The sequence below is a fragment of the Bradyrhizobium sp. RD5-C2 genome (assembly GCF_019972155.1).
In the GTDB taxonomy this organism is placed as follows: domain Bacteria; phylum Pseudomonadota; class Alphaproteobacteria; order Rhizobiales; family Xanthobacteraceae; genus Bradyrhizobium.
The window spans coordinates 1-17575 of sequence record NZ_BOVL01000009.1 but is presented as its reverse complement, the minus strand read 5'-3'; the positions used below and the strand labels follow the sequence as shown (position 1 = coordinate 17575).

At 64.5% G+C, this 17575-nt stretch carries 15 protein-coding genes; 12 read left to right on the top strand and 3 right to left on the bottom strand.

Going from position 1 to position 17575, the window contains the following annotated elements; genetic code table 11:
• The first annotated feature begins 1 nt into the window (after nucleotide 1).
• The 6 genes from BraRD5C2_RS09780 (at nucleotide 2) to BraRD5C2_RS09755 (ending at nucleotide 6746) form a co-directional block, all read left to right on the top strand.
• Nucleotides 2-847 carry an ABC transporter ATP-binding protein gene (locus BraRD5C2_RS09780; RefSeq protein ID WP_223968069.1) on the top strand — a complete coding sequence of 282 codons (846 nt, stop codon included), beginning with the start codon at nucleotides 2-4 and terminating at the stop codon, nucleotides 845-847.
• Between the two features lie 14 nt (nucleotides 848-861).
• The gene (locus BraRD5C2_RS09775; protein ID WP_223968068.1) at nucleotides 862-2268 is read left to right on the top strand and encodes an enolase-like domain-containing protein; all 1407 of its coding nucleotides are present in this window, start codon (nucleotides 862-864) and stop codon (nucleotides 2266-2268) included.
• Nucleotides 2265-3416, top strand: a complete 1152-nt coding sequence (locus BraRD5C2_RS09770) for a Gfo/Idh/MocA family protein (RefSeq protein ID WP_223968067.1) — start codon at nucleotides 2265-2267, stop codon at nucleotides 3414-3416. Before BraRD5C2_RS09775 ends, BraRD5C2_RS09770 begins: the two co-directional genes overlap by 4 nt.
• Nucleotides 3417-3430: 14 nt before the next feature.
• Nucleotides 3431-4624 carry a dihydrodipicolinate synthase family protein gene (locus BraRD5C2_RS09765; RefSeq protein WP_223968066.1) on the top strand — a complete coding sequence of 398 codons (1194 nt, stop codon included), beginning with the start codon at nucleotides 3431-3433 and terminating at the stop codon, nucleotides 4622-4624.
• Entirely contained in the window at nucleotides 4624-5487 is an 864-nt protein-coding gene (locus BraRD5C2_RS09760; protein ID WP_223968065.1) for a sugar phosphate isomerase/epimerase family protein, read from the top strand. The genes BraRD5C2_RS09765 and BraRD5C2_RS09760 overlap by 1 nt, the downstream gene beginning before the upstream one ends.
• A gap of 113 nt (nucleotides 5488-5600) precedes the next feature.
• A complete protein-coding gene (locus tag BraRD5C2_RS09755; protein ID WP_223968064.1) occupies nucleotides 5601-6746 on the top strand; it encodes an alpha-hydroxy acid oxidase in 1146 nt (381 codons plus the stop codon).
• A gap of 18 nt (nucleotides 6747-6764) precedes the next feature.
• On the opposite strand, the gene rocD is transcribed toward BraRD5C2_RS09755, so the two are convergent.
• The 3 genes from rocD to BraRD5C2_RS09740 all read right to left on the bottom strand — a co-directional run bounded on the left by rocD (nucleotide 6765) and on the right by BraRD5C2_RS09740 (nucleotide 10024).
• Complete coding sequence (gene rocD, locus BraRD5C2_RS09750; protein WP_223968063.1) at nucleotides 6765-7979, bottom strand: ornithine--oxo-acid transaminase; 1215 nt, start codon at nucleotides 7977-7979, stop codon at nucleotides 6765-6767.
• Between the two features lie 127 nt (nucleotides 7980-8106).
• Complete coding sequence (locus tag BraRD5C2_RS09745; protein ID WP_223968062.1) at nucleotides 8107-8784, bottom strand: potassium channel family protein; 678 nt, start codon at nucleotides 8782-8784, stop codon at nucleotides 8107-8109.
• 4 nt (nucleotides 8785-8788) lie between these two features.
• Nucleotides 8789-10024, bottom strand: coding sequence for a cytochrome P450 (locus BraRD5C2_RS09740; protein WP_223968061.1), 1236 nt, complete (start codon nucleotides 10022-10024; stop codon nucleotides 8789-8791).
• 205 nt (nucleotides 10025-10229) lie between these two features.
• Here BraRD5C2_RS09740 and BraRD5C2_RS09735 point away from each other — a divergent pair, with 205 nt between their 5' ends.
• The 6 genes from BraRD5C2_RS09735 to cnbZ all read left to right on the top strand — a co-directional run bounded on the left by BraRD5C2_RS09735 (nucleotide 10230) and on the right by cnbZ (nucleotide 17434).
• Nucleotides 10230-10763: a thiamine pyrophosphate-binding protein gene (locus BraRD5C2_RS09735; RefSeq protein WP_146985094.1), complete on the top strand. Its 534-nt coding sequence runs from the start codon at nucleotides 10230-10232 to the stop codon at nucleotides 10761-10763.
• On the top strand, nucleotides 10760-11350 hold the full coding sequence (locus BraRD5C2_RS09730) for a thiamine pyrophosphate-dependent enzyme (RefSeq protein WP_223968060.1): 591 nt from the start codon (nucleotides 10760-10762) through the stop codon (nucleotides 11348-11350). The genes BraRD5C2_RS09735 and BraRD5C2_RS09730 overlap by 4 nt, the downstream gene beginning before the upstream one ends.
• A 64-nt stretch (nucleotides 11351-11414) precedes the next feature.
• The gene (locus BraRD5C2_RS09725) at nucleotides 11415-12116 is read left to right on the top strand and encodes a TetR/AcrR family transcriptional regulator (RefSeq protein WP_212311240.1); all 702 of its coding nucleotides are present in this window, start codon (nucleotides 11415-11417) and stop codon (nucleotides 12114-12116) included.
• A gap of 1 nt (nucleotide 12117) precedes the next feature.
• Nucleotides 12118-13311 carry an efflux RND transporter periplasmic adaptor subunit gene (locus BraRD5C2_RS09720; RefSeq protein ID WP_223968059.1) on the top strand — a complete coding sequence of 398 codons (1194 nt, stop codon included), beginning with the start codon at nucleotides 12118-12120 and terminating at the stop codon, nucleotides 13309-13311.
• An 83-nt stretch (nucleotides 13312-13394) separates the two neighbouring features.
• Entirely contained in the window at nucleotides 13395-16496 is a 3102-nt protein-coding gene (locus BraRD5C2_RS09715) for a multidrug efflux RND transporter permease subunit (protein WP_223968058.1), read from the top strand.
• Nucleotides 16497-16690: 194 nt separating this feature from the next.
• Nucleotides 16691-17434, top strand: a complete 744-nt coding sequence (gene cnbZ / locus BraRD5C2_RS09710; protein WP_223968057.1) for a 2-amino-5-chloromuconate deaminase CnbZ — start codon at nucleotides 16691-16693, stop codon at nucleotides 17432-17434.
• Nucleotides 17435-17575: the final 141 nt, after the last annotated feature.

Here is a 17575-nt window from a genome sequence, read left to right as displayed (position 1 = left end):
CATGAAATCGGCAATCAAGAGCGCTGCCGAGCAGCCCGCCGCGCATCTGCGCCTGGTGTCAGACCGCGCGGCCGGCGCTGCGCCGGGCATCAAGCTCTCAGGCGTATCGAAGACCTACCGGTCGCGCGACGGCGACGTGCCGTCGCTGCGGCCGCTCGACTTCACCATCAATGACGGCGAGTTCTTTGTCGTGGTCGGGCCCTCCGGCTGCGGCAAGTCCACGCTGCTCAAGATGATCTCGGGCCTGCTGCCGCCGACGACCGGCGAGGTGCTGGTCGACGGCGAGCCGGTGACCAAGCCGCACGGCAATGTCGGCATCGTGTTCCAGAACGCGCTGCTGCTGCCGTGGCGCAACATCCTCTCCAACGTGATGCTGCCGATCGACATGAAGCAGCTCGCCCGGGACAAATATCTCGCCCGCGCCAAGGCGCTGCTGAAGCTGGTCGGGCTCGAGGGTTTCGAGAAGAAGCTGCCGTGGCAGCTGTCAGGCGGCATGCAGCAGCGCGCCTCGATCTGCCGCGCGCTGGTGCATGACCCGAAGATCATGCTGATGGACGAGCCGTTCGGCGCGCTCGACGCCATGACGCGCGAGCGGATGAATGTCGAGCTGATGCGGATCCAGCGCGAGACCGGCAAGACCGTGCTGCTGATCACGCACTCGATCCCGGAAGCCGTGTTCCTCGCCGACCGCGTGCTCGTGATGACCGAGCGGCCCGGCGCGATCGCCGCGATCTACGACGTGCCGATGCCGCGGCCGCGCTCGCTCGAGACGATGTCCGATCCCGTCTTCACCGAGCTGGTGCAGCGGATCCGGAAGCATTTCTTCACGCAGGGGTCGCTGGATTAACACCCGAGCCTTCAATGCCGCTTCGCCTCAAAGTCAACGATATCGCCTTCTTCGAACGGCCGCTGGTGTTTGCCCGGCCGTTCCGTTTCGGCGCGGTGACGATCACCGCATCCACGCAGCTGTTCGTGCGGGTCGAGATCGAGGTGGAGGGCAACGGGCGCGCGACCGGCGCCAGTGCCGAAATGCTGGCGCCGAAATGGTTCGACAAGCGGCCGCATCTGACGGAGGCGCAGTCGCTCGACGGCCTGCGCCGTTCGCTTGCGATTGCACGCGAGCTCTATCTGGCGAACCGGAGTTTCGAGACCGCGTTCGGCTTGCATGCCAGCTGTATCGGCCCGCAGGTTGCCGCCTGCGCTGCGGAGGATATTCCGCCGCTCGCCGCCAGCTTTGGCCCGGCCGAGATCGACAAGGCGATCCTCGATGGATTGCTGCGCGTGGTGGGTGTCAACTTCTTCGACGGCATGACCGGCAATATCGCCGAAATCGACGCGCGGCTGACGCCGGATATCGACGACGCGGCTATCGCGCGGTTCCTTTCAACACGCAGGCGGATCGACCGCGTGGCCGTGAGGCATACGGTCGGGATGGACGACAAGGTTGAAGGCGAGGGCGGTGTCGCCGACGCAGACGAGAACGCCGGTGCGCGCTATTTCAAGCTCAAGCTGAACGGCGATCCCGCCCATGACGCAGCGCGGCTGGCGCGGATCGGCAGCGAGCTCACAAGGCTGCCTTACGCCAGCCGGGTCACGCTCGACGCCAACGAGCAGTATGCCGACCTGGCGGCTCTGAACGCGCTGATCGACCGGCTCGACCATGACGCGGCGCTTAAGCCGATCGCGGCAAACCTGCTCTATATCGAGCAGCCGATGCCGCGCGATATCACCAAGGCTTCGCCACTCGGCGGATTGGCGGCGCGGAACTTCGTCATCGACGAGGCCGACGATTGCTACGATGCATTCCCGCAGGCGCGGGCGCTCGGCTATCGCGGCATTTCCTCGAAATCGTGCAAGGGCATCTACAAGTCGATCATCAATGCCACCCGCGCGGCCGCATGGAGCGCGGATGGTGGCCCGTACTTCATCAGTGGCGAGGACCTGACTTGCCAGGCCGGGCTCGGCGTGCAGCAGGATCTCGCGCTCGGGGCGCTGATCGGCGTCACCCATGCCGAACGCAACGGACATCATTACGTCGACGGCTTTGCCGACACCCCGGCCGATGAGGCCGATGCCTTTCTTGTCGCGCATCCCGATCTCTACGCGCGCACCGGCGGCAAGGTCCGCCTTGCGATCCATGACGGCGATCTGCTGACGAGATCGATCGCCGCCGCGCCGGGCTTTGCCAGTTCGATCCGTCCGGACTGGTCCACCATGCGGCCGCTGAAGCGGCCCACACCACGCGTTTCGCAGGAGCAGACAGTATGACGACCAAACGCCTCGGCCTGATCATGAACGGCATTACGGGCCGGATGGGTCTCAACCAGCATCTGATCCGCTCGATCGTCGCGATCCGCGAGCAGGGCGGCGTGCTGCTCGCGAATGGCGACCGCATCATGCCCGATCCGATCCTGGTCGGCCGCGATGCCAAGAAGGTCGCTAGCCTGGCCAAGCGCTACAACATCGAGCGCCACACCACCGATCTCGATCGCGCACTCGCCGACAAGAATGACACCGTGTTCTTCGATGCCGCGACCACGCAGGCGCGGCCTTCGCTGCTGACCAAGGCGATCAACGCCGGCAAGCATGTCTATTGCGAGAAGCCGATCGCCACCAATCTGGAGGAAGCCGTTGCGGTCGTGAAGCTCGCCAATGCCAAGGGGCTCAAGCACGGCACGGTGCAGGACAAGCTGTTCCTGCCGGGCCTGAAGAAGCTCGCCTTCCTGCGCGACTCCGGCTTCTTCGGCCGCATGCTCTCGGTGCGCGGCGAATTCGGCTATTGGGTGTTCGAGGGCGGCTGGCAGGAGGCGCAGCGGCCGTCGTGGAACTACCGCACCGAGGATGGCGGCGGCATCATCCTGGATATGGTCTGCCACTGGCGCTACGTGCTCGACAACCTGTTTGGCGAGGTCGAGAGCGTGGTCTGCATCGGGACGACCGATATACCCGAGCGCTATGACGAGAAGGGCAAGCAGTACCAGGCGACGGCCGACGATTCCGCTTACGCCACCTTCAAGCTGAAGGGCGGCGTGATCGCGCATATCAACATGAGCTGGGTGACGCGGGTCTACCGCGATGACCTCGTCACCTTCCAGGTCGACGGCACCCACGGTTCGGCGGTGGCGGGCCTGACCGACTGTGTGATCCAGGCGCGCCAGGCCACGCCGCGGCCGGTGTGGAATCCGGATGAGAAGCGCATGCACGATTTCTATGCCGACTGGCAGAAGCTCCCTGAGAACGTCGTCTACGACAACGGCTTCAAGGAGCAGTGGGAGATGTTCATCCGGCACGTCTGCGAGGATGCGCCCTATAAATACACGCTGCTCGAGGGCGCCAAGGGCGTGCAGCTTGCCGAGTGTGCGCTGAAGAGCTGGAAGGAACGGCGCTGGATCGACGTCGCCCCGATCGTCGTCTGAGAGAGGACTTTGTCATGAACAAGCCGATCTTGCCGATGTCATCGTTGTCGCTGAAGCTGCCGACCGATGGCGGCAGCCTCGAGACCTACCGCCTGGCGGCCACGCGGACTTTTCCGGCGAAGCTCGAGGGCACGCTGAACCGCGTTGCGTTCTCGGCCGCCCATGTGGTCGCCGATCCGCGCGCCGACGTCGATCCCTGGCTGACGGCCGCGATCGACTGGGACAAGACGATCGCGTTCCGCGAGCACGTTTGGGAGCTCGGCCTTGGCGTTGCCGAGGCGATGGACACTGCGCAGCGCGGCATGGGCCTCGATTGGGCGACTTCGCTCGAACTGATCCAGCGTTCGGTGAAGGCCGCGAAGACCAGGGGTAATGCGCTGGTGTTCTCGGGCGCCGGCACCGATCATCTCGCGGTGGAGGACGCCAAATCGATCGACGACGTGATCCGCGCCTATGAGGTGCAGATCGCGGCTGTGGAGAAGGTCGGCGGCCGCATCATCCTGATGGCCTCGCGGGCGCTGGCAAAGCTCGGCAGGAATGCGGACGATTACGCCAAGGTCTATGACCGCGTGCTGTCGCAGGTCCGCGAGCCCGTGATGATCCACTGGCTCGGCGATATGTTCGATCCGGCGCTGTCAGGATATTGGGGCACGGCCGATCTCGACAAGGCGATGGACATTGCGGTTGCGATCATCAACGCCAATGCCGCCAAGGTCGATGGCGTCAAGGTTTCGCTGCTCGACAAGCAGCGCGAGATCGACATGCGGCGGCGGCTCGATCCGCGTGTCAAGATGTACACCGGCGACGACTTCAACTATGCCGAGCTGATCGCCGGCGACGCCAAGGGCTTCTCCCATGCGCTGCTCGGCATCTTCGACGCGATCGCGCCCGCGGCGTCCTACGCGCTGTCGCGGCTGGCTGCGGGCGATGAGGCCGGCTTCCACGACGTACTGGGCCCGACCGTGCCGCTGTCGCGCCATATCTTCAAGGCGCCGACGCGTTTCTACAAGACCGGCATCGTGTTTATGGCCTATCTCAACGGCCACCAGGATCATTTCACGATGGTCGGCGGACAGGAGAGTGCGCGTTCGACCCTGCATCTCGCCGAGCTGTTCCGGCTCGCTGACCAAGCGGGGTTGCTCGCCAATCCGGAACTCGCGACACGCCGAATGGCGGCGATCCTGGCGACCCGTGGTATCGACGCCTGATGCGTGATTTTTCCAACGACCACCGCTGGCTGTCGCTGAACACGGCAACCGTCCGCAAGCAGGGCGATCTCCTCGCCATCATCGAGGCCTGCGCGCGTCACGGCATCCGTGCCATCGATCCCTGGCGCGACCAGGTCGCCGGCGTCGGCCTCGACCGCGCGGTGCGAGCGGTGAAGGACGCCGGGCTCGATCTCTCGGGCTATTGCCGCGGCGGCATGTTCACGGCTGACAGCGCGCATCGCAGCGAGGCGCGCGACGACAATCGCCGCGCGGTCGACGAGGCGGCCGCGCTCGGCGCGTCCTGCATCGTGCTCGTGGTCGGCGGCCTGCCGCAATATTCGCGGCCGGGCAGCACGGCGTCCAAGGATATCGCGATGGCCCGGTCGCAGGTGCGTGACGGCATTGCCGAGATGCTGGACCATGCGAAACAGGCAAAGCTGCCGCTGGCGATCGAGCCGCTGCATCCGGCCTATGCGGCCGACCGCGCCTGCGTGAACACCACCAAACATGCGCTCGACATCTGCGACGCGCTCGATCCCGGCCGCACCGGCGCGATCGGCGTTGCGCTCGACGTCTATCACATCTGGTGGGATCCCGAACTCAAGAGCCAGATCGCGCGCGCCGGCAAGGATCGCCTGCTGGCGTTCCACGTCTGCGACTGGCTGGTGCCGACGAAAGACATCCTCAACGATCGCGGCATGATGGGCGACGGTGTCATCGAGATCAGATCGGTGCGCGCAATGGTCGAAGCGCAAGGCTTTGCGGGTTATTCGGAGATCGAGATCTTCTCGAATGACTGGTGGAGCCGGCCCTTGGACGACGTGCTGCGGACCTGCATCGAGCGGCATCGGACGGTGGTCTGACCCAACGACCGGTTCGGTGGACAAGGCGAAGCGTGCCGGTTATTCCGGGTGCTGTGGGTGTGAGCGGCACGGGCGGCCGTTGATCTCCGCGGTCCGGACCTTCGGAGCACGACATGCGTTTGAGCGATTGCCACAATTTCCATGACTTCCGCGAACTGGCAAGGCGCCGGCTTCCGGGGCCGATCTTCGACTATATCGACGGCGGGGCGGACGATGAGGCGACGCTTCGGCAGAACACCGCGAGCTTCGAGCCTTGCGATCTGGTACCCAATGTCCTGCGCGGCGTGGAGAACGTGGATCTCTCGGTCACCGTGATGGGCCAGAAGCTGGCAACGCCGTTCTATTGTTCGCCGACCGCGCTGCAGCGTCTGTTTCATCATCAGGGCGAACGGGCCGTCGCCGCTGCCGCGGCGAAATACGGGACGATGTTCGGCGTGTCCTCGCTCGGGACCGTGAGCCTCGAGGAATTGCGCAAGGCCTACGCTACGCCGCAGGTCTATCAGTTCTATTTCCACCGGGACCGAGGCCTGAACACGGCGATGATGCAGCGCGCCAAGCAGGCCGGCGTCAACGTGATGATGTTGACGGTCGACAGCATCACCGGCGGGAACCGTGAGCGCGACCTGCGCACCGGGTTTTCGATTCCTTTCAGGCTCACGCTCGGCGGCATGCTGCAATTCGCGATCAAGCCTGCGTGGGCCATCAACTACGTCACCCATGAGAGCTTCAAGCTGCCGCAGCTCGACGAGCATGTCGATATGAGCGGCGGTGCGATGTCGATCGGGCGCTATTTCACGGAAATGCTCGATCCGGCCATGACATGGGACGACGTCGCGCAAATGGTCCGGCAGTGGAACGGCCAGTTCTGCCTGAAGGGCGTCATGTCGGTTGATGATGCCAAGCGTGCGGTCGAGATCGGCTGCACCGGCATTATCCTGTCCAATCACGGCGGCCGGCAGCTCGATGGCTCGCGGGCGGCGTTCGATCAGCTGGCCGAGATCGTCGATGCCGTGGGCGACCGGATCGATGTGATGATGGACGGCGGCATCAAGCGCGGCAGCCATGTCCTGAAGGCGCTGTCGCTGGGTGCCAAGGCCGTCGGCCTCGGACGCTTCTATCTCTATCCGCTGGCGTCGGCCGGCCAGGCCGGAGTCGAGCGGGCACTTGGTCTGCTGCAGGCGGAGCTGGTGCGGGACATGCGGCTGATGGGGTGTTCCTCGATCAGCCAGCTCTCCCGCGCAAACCTGCGGTTCAGGTAGCCGCCCGCTATCTCGCCGTCATGAAAGGTCCTGCGTCAGCGCGGCGCCGATCTGCTCCAGCGCCCAATCGACCTGATCGGGCGTAATCACCAGCGGCGGGGCGATCCGGATGGTGTGGTCATGGGTGTCCTTGGCGAGGATGCCCTTCTCGCGCAGCAGCTCGCAATAGCGGCGGGCGGGACCAGCCTCGGGGTGAAGCTCGACCGCGAGCATCAGCCCGCGTCCACGTACTTCGCGAACCGTGTTGGCGCGGATGCCGCGCAAGCCGGCGAGGAAGCGTGCGCCTTCGATGGCCGCGTTCTCGATCATGCCTTCGTCGACGAGCGCGCGCAGCGCCGCGCGTGCGATCGCGCAGGCGAGCGGATTGCCGCCGAAGGTCGAGCCGTGCTGGCCGGGCTTCAGCGTGCCGAGCACCTCGTTGTTGGAAAGCACCGCCGAGACCGGATAGAAGCCGCCGGACAGCGCCTTGCCGAGCAGCGTCACGTCGGCCTCGATGCCTTCGTGCTGTTCCGCCAGCAGCTTGCCGGTGCGGCCGAGACCGGTCTGGATCTCGTCGAGGATCAGCATGATGTTGTTGCGGGTGCAGAGCGCGCGGACTTCAGCGAAATAGCCCGCAGGCGGAATGACAACGCCGGCCTCGCCCTGGATCGGCTCGACCAGGAAGGCAACGGTGTTCGGCGTGATCGCATCCTCCAGCGCCCTGGCGTCGCCGAACGGAATGATCCTGAAGCCCGGCGCGAACGGCCCGAAATGCGCGCGTGTGTCCGGGTCGGTGCTGAAGCCGACAATCGCAAGCGTGCGTCCGTGGAAATTGTCGGCGCACACGATGATCTCGGCCTCGCCGTCAGGCACGCCCTTGACCTCGTAGCCCCATTTGCGCACCGACTTGATTGCGCTTTCCACCGCCTCCGCGCCGCTGTTCATCGGCAGCACCTTGTGCGATCCGGTCAGCTCGGCGAGTTCCTCGTAGAACGGGGCGAGCTGATCGTTGTGGAAGGCCCGCGAGGTCAGCGTCAGCCGGCCAGCCTGCTCCACCATGGCGGCAAGGATCTTTGGATGGCAGTGGCCCTGATTGACCGCCGAATAGGCGGACAGGCAATCGAGGTAGCGCTTGCCATCGGTATCCCAAACCCAGACGCCTTCGCCGCGCGACAGCACGACGCCGAGCGGCGCGTAGTTCTGGGCGCCGAACTGCGCTTCCCTTGCGATGAAATCGGTGACTGGCGGACGCATGTTTCGTCACTCCAGTGATGTCGGCACCAAGGATGCCGTCCTGCACATTATCACTGATTTGGGTATCGGCCCGCGCGGCTTAAAGGATTGCTGTGGACCAAATTCGGTCCATCCCGGTGGCGCTGCGCTACGAATCCTGATCGCGGTGTGCGATCTCGAGCGTGACGAGCCGGGCGAGCAGTGTCGCCGGGTACAGCTGGCCGAAGATTGCCTCGACGTTGCACAGGCTGCGCGCAAGGGGATGCAGCGGCGCAACGTCGCCATAGCCTGTCGTCGTGAGCGTGGCGAAGGAGAAGTAGATCAGCTGGCTCGCGAGCGACGGGCGGTCCTCGACCTTCATGCCGGCAAACGCATCCGGCACCAGCGTGCCGATGAAGGTGTAGAGCGCGGCGAAGATCACCGCCACCGTGAGATAGAGCAGGACCGCGCCGATCACCCGGTGATAGGTGACGCGTCCGGGCGCGAAGGTCGCGCGCGCGACCGTCACCGCCATCGTGATGCCGACCAGCAGCCAGGAGCCGGCAAACAGATTGAGGTCGAGGATCGAGGGCGAGCGCAGCCGCAGGATCGCGCCGGTCACGATCATCGCCAGCGCGATCAGCATGGTGACGACGGCGATCGCGCTGCCCGACATCACGAACACGCCGCCGACCAGGAAGATGGCGAGCAACAGCTCGAACACCTGAAACTCGAACAGGCCGAGCGCCTGCAGCGGCGCCACCACGAACATCATGATCACGAGCAGCACGGTCAGCACCGTCAGCAGCGAATCGCCCCAGCGCTTGCGCAATTGCTCTATGCTCATCGGATCACGCGCCGCGCCGGCATGGCACGCTGAGGAAGCCGCGGAAGCGTACCCGGCCGCCGCGCACCGGCTCGCCGTCGAGTGCATAGTTCGGGAAGCGCTTAAGGAAGCGCGAGATCGCGATGGCGCCTTCGAGGCGCGCCAGCGCCATGCCGGCGCATTGATGCGCGCCGGTGCCGAAGGCGAGGTGGCGGTTCGGCGTGCGTGCGACGTCGAAGCCTTCAGCGTTGGGAAATTGCGCGGGGTCGCGGTTGGCAGCGCCGATGCACAGCGTGACCAGCGTGCCGGGGGGCATCTTGATGCCGCCGAGTTCGGTCTCCTCCACGATCATGCGGTTGCCGAGCTGGTTCGAGCTTTCGTAGCGCAGCATCTCCTCGACGGCGGTCTTGATCAGCTCGGGCTGCGCGATCAGCCGCTGCTTCTCTTCGGGATATTGGGTGAGCGTCACCAGCCCGTTGCCGATCAGGTTGGTCGTGGTCTCGTGGCCGGCGTTGAGCAGGAAGATGCAATTGTGCAGCAATTCCTTCGCGGTCAGCCGCTCGCCATTGTCCTCGCCATTACCTTCTCCTCGGATCAATCGCGTCAGCACATCGCGCTCGGGATTGCCCGGCTTGGCGCGGCGGCGTTCGACCAGGGTTTCGAGATAGGCGAGGAAATCCTTCACTGCATCGTTGCCGCGGTCGAACGCGTCCTTGGCGATCACAGGCTCCAGCGCACCCAAAATCGCCAGCGACCAGTCGCGCAGTGGCTCGCGCTCGTCGTGCGGCACGTCGAGCAAATTGCCGATCACCTCGACCGGGATTGCGGAGGCGAAATCGCCGATCAGCTCGAAGCGGTCTTTCGTGGCGATCCGGTCGAGCAGGCTGTCGACCAGCGCGATCAGGTCCGGCTCCATGCCGGCGATCGCCCGCGGCGACAAGGCGCCCATGATCAGGCGCCGCACGCGGGTGTGCGCCGGCGGGTCGTTGAAGACGAGGCTGGTCGTATGGTGCTCGTAGAGCAGCGAGTTGCCGTATTTTGGCAAGAACTCCTTCTTCTTGTCGGAGGAGAACGTCCTGGTGTTCTTGTAGGCAGCGATAAGGTCGTCGTAGCGGGTGAGGAAATAGCAGCCGTTCGGCAGCCGCTTGACCGGCGCGTGCTCGCGCAGCGCGCGATAGGTCGGGTAGGGATCCGCGTAGAAGTCAGCCGTCAGCTTTTCCAGGTCGAAGCCGTCAGCCAGCTCTCGCGCGTGCCCGTTCATGGCGATCCAGCCCAATTGGTTTCATTTGCAACTATCGTAAGCCGGGGGCGGCGGCCGCGCAACATCATTTACAGCGACCGGGAACAGCTCGCCGCGCACGGCGCGCGATGCGAGTAAATCGCAGAGCCATATGCGCTATTGCGCTTTGATGAAGCGCGCGTGCCCCTCTACAGTCGCGGCCAAACAACAGAGACCGGAAACGCCGATGCATGCCCGAGCCGACACCGCGGCCTCCTGGCCCGAGGAGATCTTTTCGATCTTGCAGCGCTTCGAGGTGCGTCAGGTGCCCTACGTGCCGGACGCCGGGCATTCCGAGCTGATCGAGCGCGTGCTGGGATCGTCCTCGATGCGCGGCATTGCGCTGACCACCGAGGAGGAAGGCGTGGCGCTGCTCGCTGGCGCCTGGGCCGGCGGCCAGCGCGGCGTGCTGCTGATGCAGTCGAGCGGCGTCGGCAATTGCATCAACATGCTGTCGCTGGTGCAGATCTTCCGCCTGCCGTTCCTCACGTTGGTGACGATGCGCGGCGAATGGGGGGAGTTCAATCCCTGGCAGGTGCCGATGGGCTCGAACACCCAAGGCATTCTCGAATTGTCGGGGATCAAGGTGCTGCGCGCCTCGCGTCCGGACGAGGTGCGCGAAGTCGTCGAAGCCGGCGCGGCGCAAGCCTACAACGCCTGCACGCCAACCGCCGTGCTGCTGTCGCAGCGCCTGATCGGGGCAAAGGTCTTCACCAAATGAGCAAAGCCAATCTCCTCGACCGCCGCGCCGTGGTTTCCGAACTGCTGAGGGATCGCAAGGGCGCCTTCGCCGTCGGCGGCCTTGGCGCCTCGACCTATGACATCGCCGCCGCCGGCGACCACGATCGCAATTTCTATCTCTGGGGCGGCATGGGCGGCGCCGTGATGATCGGGCTCGGCCTCGCGCTGGCCCAGCCGACGCTGCCGGTGGTCGTGATCACCGGCGATGGCGAAATGCTGATGGGGATCGGGAGCCTCGCGACCGTCGCGCTGCAACAGCCGAAAAACCTCTCGATCATCGTGCTCGACAACGAGGCCTATGGCGAGACCGGCGGCCAGGCCAGCCATACCGGCGGCCCCGCCGACCTCGTCGGTGTTGCCAAAGCCTGCGGAATCGGAGATAGCCGCTCGATCAGCACGATGGCTGAGGTCGAGGCTTTTGCTTCGTCTTTGCAAGATGTTGCGGCGGGACCACGGTTCGCCAGCGCGAAGATCGACGGGGCCAATCTGGAACGCGTGCTGTCGAGCCGCGACGGCACCTACATCGTCAACCGCATTAGAGGGTCAGTCGGACACACTCCGATATAAAGTGACTTTCGCGGTGCAATAGAACCTTGACTTTTGGTAAAGTGAGTGATTACTCACGACCCAAATGTCTACCTTACGCATGACGAGTGACTTGCGGCGTCAGTTGATCCTGAGCGCTGCCAAGCGGTGTTTCTCCCGCAACGGCTTTGCCGGCACCACGACAAAGAGCGTGGCGGCCGCGGCTGCCATTTCGGAAGGGCTGCTGTTCAAGCACTTCCCGTCGAAGGCGGCGCTCTATGCCGAAATCCTTGCCGAAGAGTGCGAGGCGGATCCCGATCTCGCACATCTGCTCGGCCAGGAGCCCTCTACAGCGACGCTGATCGAACTGGTGCAGGGCATGGTCGGCCACTTCATGCAGCTGCGCGATGCGCCCGACCAGGAAGAGGCGCAGCGGATGCGGCTGATGGTGACGAGCCATCTCGACGACGGCGAGTTTGCGCGCCTGCTCTACGACAAGGTCGGCAAGCTGATCGGTCCGACCTTCGCTGCCTCGCTCGAGCGTGCGATCGCCGCCGGCGAAGCGACGCGGATCGGTGACGAGCCGCTCAACCTGTTCTGGTTTGCGCACCATACCGTGCTTATGGGCGCACTGACGCAGCTGCCTGCGACACCTTGTCTCCCTTATGGGGATGCCGCTGCGGCCGAGCGGCAGCTTTGCCAGTTCATTCTTCGCGGCATCGGACTTACCGAAGCCGCAATTTCAACTCATTTGGGCCGCCAGCCGTCGCCGAGCGCAGGACCGTCGGTAACTGCAGAAAGTGCATGACATGAATATCCAGACCGAAAGCCACATCTCGGGGCAACCGCTCAAGGAGAAGCAAGCCAAGCGTCCCGTCCGCCTGGTGCGTTGGTTCATCATCGTGGGATTGTTGCTGGCGCTGCTGGTCGGCGCGCTGGTCGGCTTCAACGCCTTCCGCAGCCACATGATCGCGCAGTTCTTCGCTAACAATAAGCCGCCGCCGTCGAACGTCTCGGTCGCCGAGGCGAAGACCGAGGTGATTCCGAACCTTCTGACCGCCGTCGGCGATCTCGTCGCCGTGCACCAGGTCAATGTCACGACCGACGTGCCGGGCCGCATAACCGAGATCCATTTCACCGCCGGTAGCCATGTGAAGGCGGGCACGCCGCTGGTGCAGCTGTTCGACGCACCGGAGCAGGGCGACCTCGCCAGCTTCAAGGCGCAAGCGACCGTGGGTGAGCAGCAACTCGACCGCGCCAAGCAGCTCGCGTCGCGCCAGTTCGGGCCGCAGTCGACCGTCGATACGGCGCAGGCGACCTACGACCAGGCCAAAGCGGGCATTGCCAAGACCGAAGCGCTGATCTCGCAGAAGCTGGTGCGCGCGCCGTTCGAAGGTGATCTCGGCGTTCGCCAGGTCGAAGTCGGCCAGTATTTGACGGCCGGCACGCAGATCGTGTCGCTCACCGATCTGTCGGTGCTGTACGCCAACCTGACCGTGACCGAGAAGCAGAGCTCGCAGATCAAGGTCGGCCAGGCCGTGCGGGTCGCGGTCGATGCCTATCCGGGCCGCACCTTCGAGGGCAAGATCACCACCATTGAGCCGCAGATCGCGACCGAGACCCGCAACATCCGGGTGCAGGCGACGATCCAGAATCCGGAAAGCATTCTCAAGCCCGGCATGTTCGCGACCACCACGATCGTGCTGCCCGAGAAGCCGCCGGTCGTGACCATTCCCGAAACCGCCGTCGACTACACGCTGTACGGCGACTCGGTGTTCCTGATCACCGAGAAGAAGGGCGAGGACGGCAAGACCAGCCTGACCGCGGACCGCACCTTCGTGAAGACGGGCAACCGTGTCGAAGGCCGCGTCCAGATCCTCAAGGGCCTGAAGGCCGGGGACAGGGTCGTGGCCGTCGGCCAGATCAAGCTGCAATCGGGAATGGCTGTTGCGATCTCGAACGATCCGCAGCCGCCGGTTCCGGCCGAGCCGCCGCGTTACTGATCTTCATCATCTGAACTCGGAGGGCCGATTGGCCCTCCGCCACATGTTGCCGCAACCGGCAGACAACACGAATCGAGTTGGCGATGGCCTTCACTGATATTTTCATCAAGCGCCCGGTGCTGTCGGTCGTCGTCAGCCTGCTGATCCTCTTGATCGGCTTGCGCGCGGCGATGGTGCTGCCGATCCGGCAATATCCGAACCTGTCGAATACCGTCGTGACGATCACGACGTCATATCCCGGCGCGTCGCCCGAGCTGATCAACGGCTTCATCACCACGCCGATCGAGCAGGCCGTGGCTTCGGCTGAAGGCGTCGACTACATGACGTCGAACTCGGTGCTCGGCACCTCGACGATTCAGGTCTACGTCAAGCTCAATCACGATCCGAACCAGGCGCTGACCGAAGTGCTCGCCAAGGTCAATTCGGTCAAATATCTGATCCCGAAGGAAGCCTTCGATCCAGTCGTGAGCAAGGCGACCGGCGACACCATCGCCGTGATGTATCTCGGCTTCTCCAGCGAAGAGCTGACCGGATCGGCGATCTCGGACTATCTGACCCGCGTCGTGCAGCCGGTGCTCTCGACGGTCGACGGCGTCGCCTCGGCCGACATCCTGGGCGGCCAGACCTTTGCGATGCGCGTCTGGCTCGATCCGAACCGGATGGCCGGACGCGGCGTGTCACCCAACGACGTTGCAGCTGCGATCGCCGCCAACAACTTCCAGGCGGCCGCCGGCCAGACCAAGGGCTTCTTCATCGTCTCCAACGTCTCGGCCAATACCGACCTTCAGAACATCGATCAGTTCAAGCGAATGATCGTGAAGGCAAAGGATGGCGGCTTCGTGCGCATTGAGGACATCGCCACGGTGGAGCTCGCGGCGCAGTCGACCGACGCCAGCGTCGCCTTCAACGGCGAGCATGCGATCTTCATCGGCATCAAGGCGACGCCGCAAGGCAACCCGCTGACCCTGGTGAAGGGTGTGCGCGCGCTGTTCCCCGACCTCGAGCGCAATTTGCCGCCGTCGATGAAGATGAAGGTGGCTTACGACTCCACCAAGTTCATCCAATCGTCGATCGACGAGGTCCAGAAGACGCTCACCGAAGCCGTCTTGATCGTCGTCGTCGTCATCTTCCTGTTCCTGGCGTCGCTGCGCTCGGTGATCATCCCCGTCGTCACCATTCCGCTGTCGCTGATCGGCGTCTGCATCCTGATGCTGGCCGCAGGCTTCAGCTTCAACCTGCTGACGCTGCTGGCGATGGTGCTGGCGATCGGTCTCGTGGTCGACGACGCCATCGTGGTGGTGGAGAACATCCATCGACATCTCGAGGAGGGCCTGCCACCCGTGCAGGCATCGCTGAAAGGTGCACGCGAGATCGTGGGCCCGGTCGTCTCGATGACGATCACGCTCGCGGCGGTGTACGCGCCGATCGGCTTCCTCGGCGGCGTGACCGGCACGCTGTTCCGCGAATTCGCCTTCACGCTGGCAGGCTCGGTGATCGTGTCAGGCGTGATCGCGCTGACCTTGTCGCCGATGATGTGCTCGGTGTTCCTCAAGAGCGCGGAAGAGGGGCGTTTCGCCAGGTTGGTCAATCGCGTGTTCGGCGCGTTGACGCGCGCCTATGGCCGCCAGCTCGACCGTTCGCTCGACTACCGCCCGATCACGGCGCTGTTCGCCGTGACCATCCTCGGTCTGGTCGGCTTCCTCTACATGCACATCCAGAAGGAGCTGGCGCCGCAGGAAGACCAGGGCATCGTGTTCGCGGTGACCAAGGCGCCGAAATACGCCAACATCGACTACATCGATTTCTACGGCGACAAGATGGACAAGGAGTTCCAGAAGTTTCCCGAGACCGATCTGCGGTTCATCCTGAACGGCATCACCGGTCCGCAGGGCGGCTTCGCCGGCATGCTGCTCAAGCCGTGGGATGAGCGCAAGCGCTCGGCCCAGGCGCTGCAGCCGCTGGTGCAGGCCGAGCTGTCGAAGATCGAGGGCGTCAGCGCGTTCGCGTTCAGCCTGCCGCCGTTGCCCGGCGGTCCCGGCGGTCTGCCGGTGCAGATGGTGATCTCGTCGACGGCCGGGTTCCAGCAGGTGTTCGACCAGATGAACAAGCTGAAGGACGCTGCGCGCAAGAGCGGCCTGTTCATCGTCTCCGACAGCGACCTCGACTTCAACCAGCCGGTGGTCCGCGTGAAGGTCGATCGCTCCAAGGCGAGCGACCTCGGCATCACCATGCAGTCGATCGGCGGCGCGCTGGCGACGCTGCTCGGCGGCAACTACGTCAACCGCTTCAACCTCGAAGGACGCTCCTATCAGGTGATTCCGCAGGTGCCGCGCGCCAGCCGGCTCGCGCCGGAATCATTCGACAACTACTACGTCCCGACCGCGACCGGGCAGCTGGTCCGGCTGTCGACCGTGGTGACGGTCGAGACCGGCGTCGATCCGAACGCGCTGACCCACTACAACCAGCTCAATTCGTCGACCTTCCAGGCCGTGCCGATGCCCGGCGTCTCGATGGGCCAGGCGGTGGAGTTCCTGCAGGGCGAAGCCAAGAAGCTGCCGTCGGGCTTCAGTTACGACTTCCTGGCCGACTCCCGGCAATACGTCCATGAAGGCAACCAGCTGCTGGTCACCTTCGCGTTTGCCATCATCATCATCTTCCTGGTGTTGGCGGCGCAGTTCGAGAGCCTGCGCGATCCGTTCGTGATCATGATCTCCGTGCCGATGGCGATCGTCGGCGCCCTGATCCCGCTGTTCTTCGGCGTCGCCACCATGAACATCTACACCCAGGTGGGCCTGCTGACGCTGGTCGGACTGATCACCAAGCACGGCATCCTGATGGTGGAGTTCGCCAACGAACTGCAGCTCAAGGAGGGACTGGACCGTCGCTCGGCGATCGAGATGGCGGCCCGGATTCGTCTGCGTCCGATCCTGATGACGACGGCGGCCATGGTCACCGGCCTGTTGCCGCTGCTCACTGCCTCGGGCGCCGGCGCCGCCAGCCGCTTCTCGATCGGGCTCGTCGTCGTCACCGGCATGACGATCGGCACGCTGTTCACGCTGTTCGTGCTGCCGATGGTCTACACGGTGATCGCGACCGACCACCAGGCCGCGGCCCGGTCCGAGCGCGCCAAGCAGATCGCCGACTACGAACTCGATGCCCGCGACGGCGCACTGAAACCGACCTGAGCCCTCCAAGCTCATGCTCGCAGGAAAGGCGGCACTTGGCGAAAGCCACTGCCGCCTTTTCTTTGTCCCGTGATAGCCTTCGCTGATGGGCGGGCCGAAGACCCTTTGGTTTGACGCGTTTTCTTCACGCGAACCGGAAGACCACTTCGCTCGAAAACGCTATGCTCGCCACACAAGATCTGGAGGAAACAGGCATGGCGAGCGAATTTGCGGCGGGCAATTACCGGTTCATTCCGGCCGTGTTCCAATATTCAAGCGGTGCGCAGGCGAACGCCGGCTATGAGATCGAGCGGGTGCGCTTCGATCGCCTGGTGCCGCTCGCGGAAGGCTTTGCGCGGATTGCGGCCTACATCAAGGACGCCGGCCGCCCGCTGACCGCGTTCTGCGCCTGCGAATTGCGTTCGCCGGCGGCTTTCACCGAGGACGGCTTCCGCGCCTTTAACCAGCACTACGTCAAGACGCTCGCCGAATGGGGCCTGTTCGACGGCACCATCAATCCGGTGGCGCGCAGCAATGTCTGTCCCGAGATCGATCCGCCGGCCGAGCCGTCGTTCCACGCCTTCTCGTTCACGCGGCCGAGCACGAGCACGTCGCCGTCCTTCGTGATCGCAGGCGGCGCCGAGGCCCGCAGCGGCACTGCCAGCTATCCCGACCGCATCGTTTGCTACCGCGATCTCAGCCCCGGCGCGTGGCGGGAGAAGGTCCGCTTCACCACCGGCGAGATGGAGCGCCGTCTTGCGGAGTTCAGCTTCGGCTGGCAGGAGACGACCGCGGTGCAGGCGTATACCGTGCACGACATCCATCCCGTGCTCGTCGACGAGCTGGTCCGCCGCGGTGCGACGCGCTCCGGCCTGACCTGGCACTTCTGCCGCCCGCCGGTGGTCGATCTCGAATACGAGATGGATTGCAGGAGGGTGTTGAGGGAAGTCGTGATTTAGGCGGATACGCAGCCATCAGATCCGTCATCCTTGTAAGTCAGGACGCGCCGGATCGGCTAGAGTGTCCGGTGCGGTAGCGGACGGGAGACCGCTTCATCCAAGGGCTTTGAAGCCCGTGCCTCAGCGCGGCGCCCCGTCCGT

What these genes read in the sequence shown, in the direction of transcription:
- BraRD5C2_RS09780 (WP_223968069.1), top strand. Translation starts at nt 2, where the DNA reads ATGAAATCGGCAATCAAGAGCGCTGCCGAGCAGCCCGCCGCGCATCTG.
- BraRD5C2_RS09775 (WP_223968068.1), top strand. Translation starts at nt 862, where the DNA reads ATGCCGCTTCGCCTCAAAGTCAACGATATCGCCTTCTTCGAACGGCCG.
- BraRD5C2_RS09770 (WP_223968067.1), top strand. Translation starts at nt 2,265, where the DNA reads ATGACGACCAAACGCCTCGGCCTGATCATGAACGGCATTACGGGCCGG.
- BraRD5C2_RS09765 (WP_223968066.1), top strand. Translation starts at nt 3,431, where the DNA reads ATGAACAAGCCGATCTTGCCGATGTCATCGTTGTCGCTGAAGCTGCCG.
- BraRD5C2_RS09760 (WP_223968065.1), top strand. Translation starts at nt 4,624, where the DNA reads ATGCGTGATTTTTCCAACGACCACCGCTGGCTGTCGCTGAACACGGCA.
- BraRD5C2_RS09755 (WP_223968064.1), top strand. Translation starts at nt 5,601, where the DNA reads ATGCGTTTGAGCGATTGCCACAATTTCCATGACTTCCGCGAACTGGCA.
- rocD (WP_223968063.1), bottom strand. Translation starts at nt 7,979, where the DNA reads ATGCGTCCGCCAGTCACCGATTTCATCGCAAGGGAAGCGCAGTTCGGC.
- BraRD5C2_RS09745 (WP_223968062.1), bottom strand. Translation starts at nt 8,784, where the DNA reads ATGAGCATAGAGCAATTGCGCAAGCGCTGGGGCGATTCGCTGCTGACG.
- BraRD5C2_RS09740 (WP_223968061.1), bottom strand. Translation starts at nt 10,024, where the DNA reads ATGAACGGGCACGCGCGAGAGCTGGCTGACGGCTTCGACCTGGAAAAG.
- BraRD5C2_RS09735 (WP_146985094.1), top strand. Translation starts at nt 10,230, where the DNA reads ATGCATGCCCGAGCCGACACCGCGGCCTCCTGGCCCGAGGAGATCTTT.
- BraRD5C2_RS09730 (WP_223968060.1), top strand. Translation starts at nt 10,760, where the DNA reads ATGAGCAAAGCCAATCTCCTCGACCGCCGCGCCGTGGTTTCCGAACTG.
- BraRD5C2_RS09725 (WP_212311240.1), top strand. Translation starts at nt 11,415, where the DNA reads ATGTCTACCTTACGCATGACGAGTGACTTGCGGCGTCAGTTGATCCTG.
- BraRD5C2_RS09720 (WP_223968059.1), top strand. Translation starts at nt 12,118, where the DNA reads ATGAATATCCAGACCGAAAGCCACATCTCGGGGCAACCGCTCAAGGAG.
- BraRD5C2_RS09715 (WP_223968058.1), top strand. Translation starts at nt 13,395, where the DNA reads ATGGCCTTCACTGATATTTTCATCAAGCGCCCGGTGCTGTCGGTCGTC.
- cnbZ (WP_223968057.1), top strand. Translation starts at nt 16,691, where the DNA reads ATGGCGAGCGAATTTGCGGCGGGCAATTACCGGTTCATTCCGGCCGTG.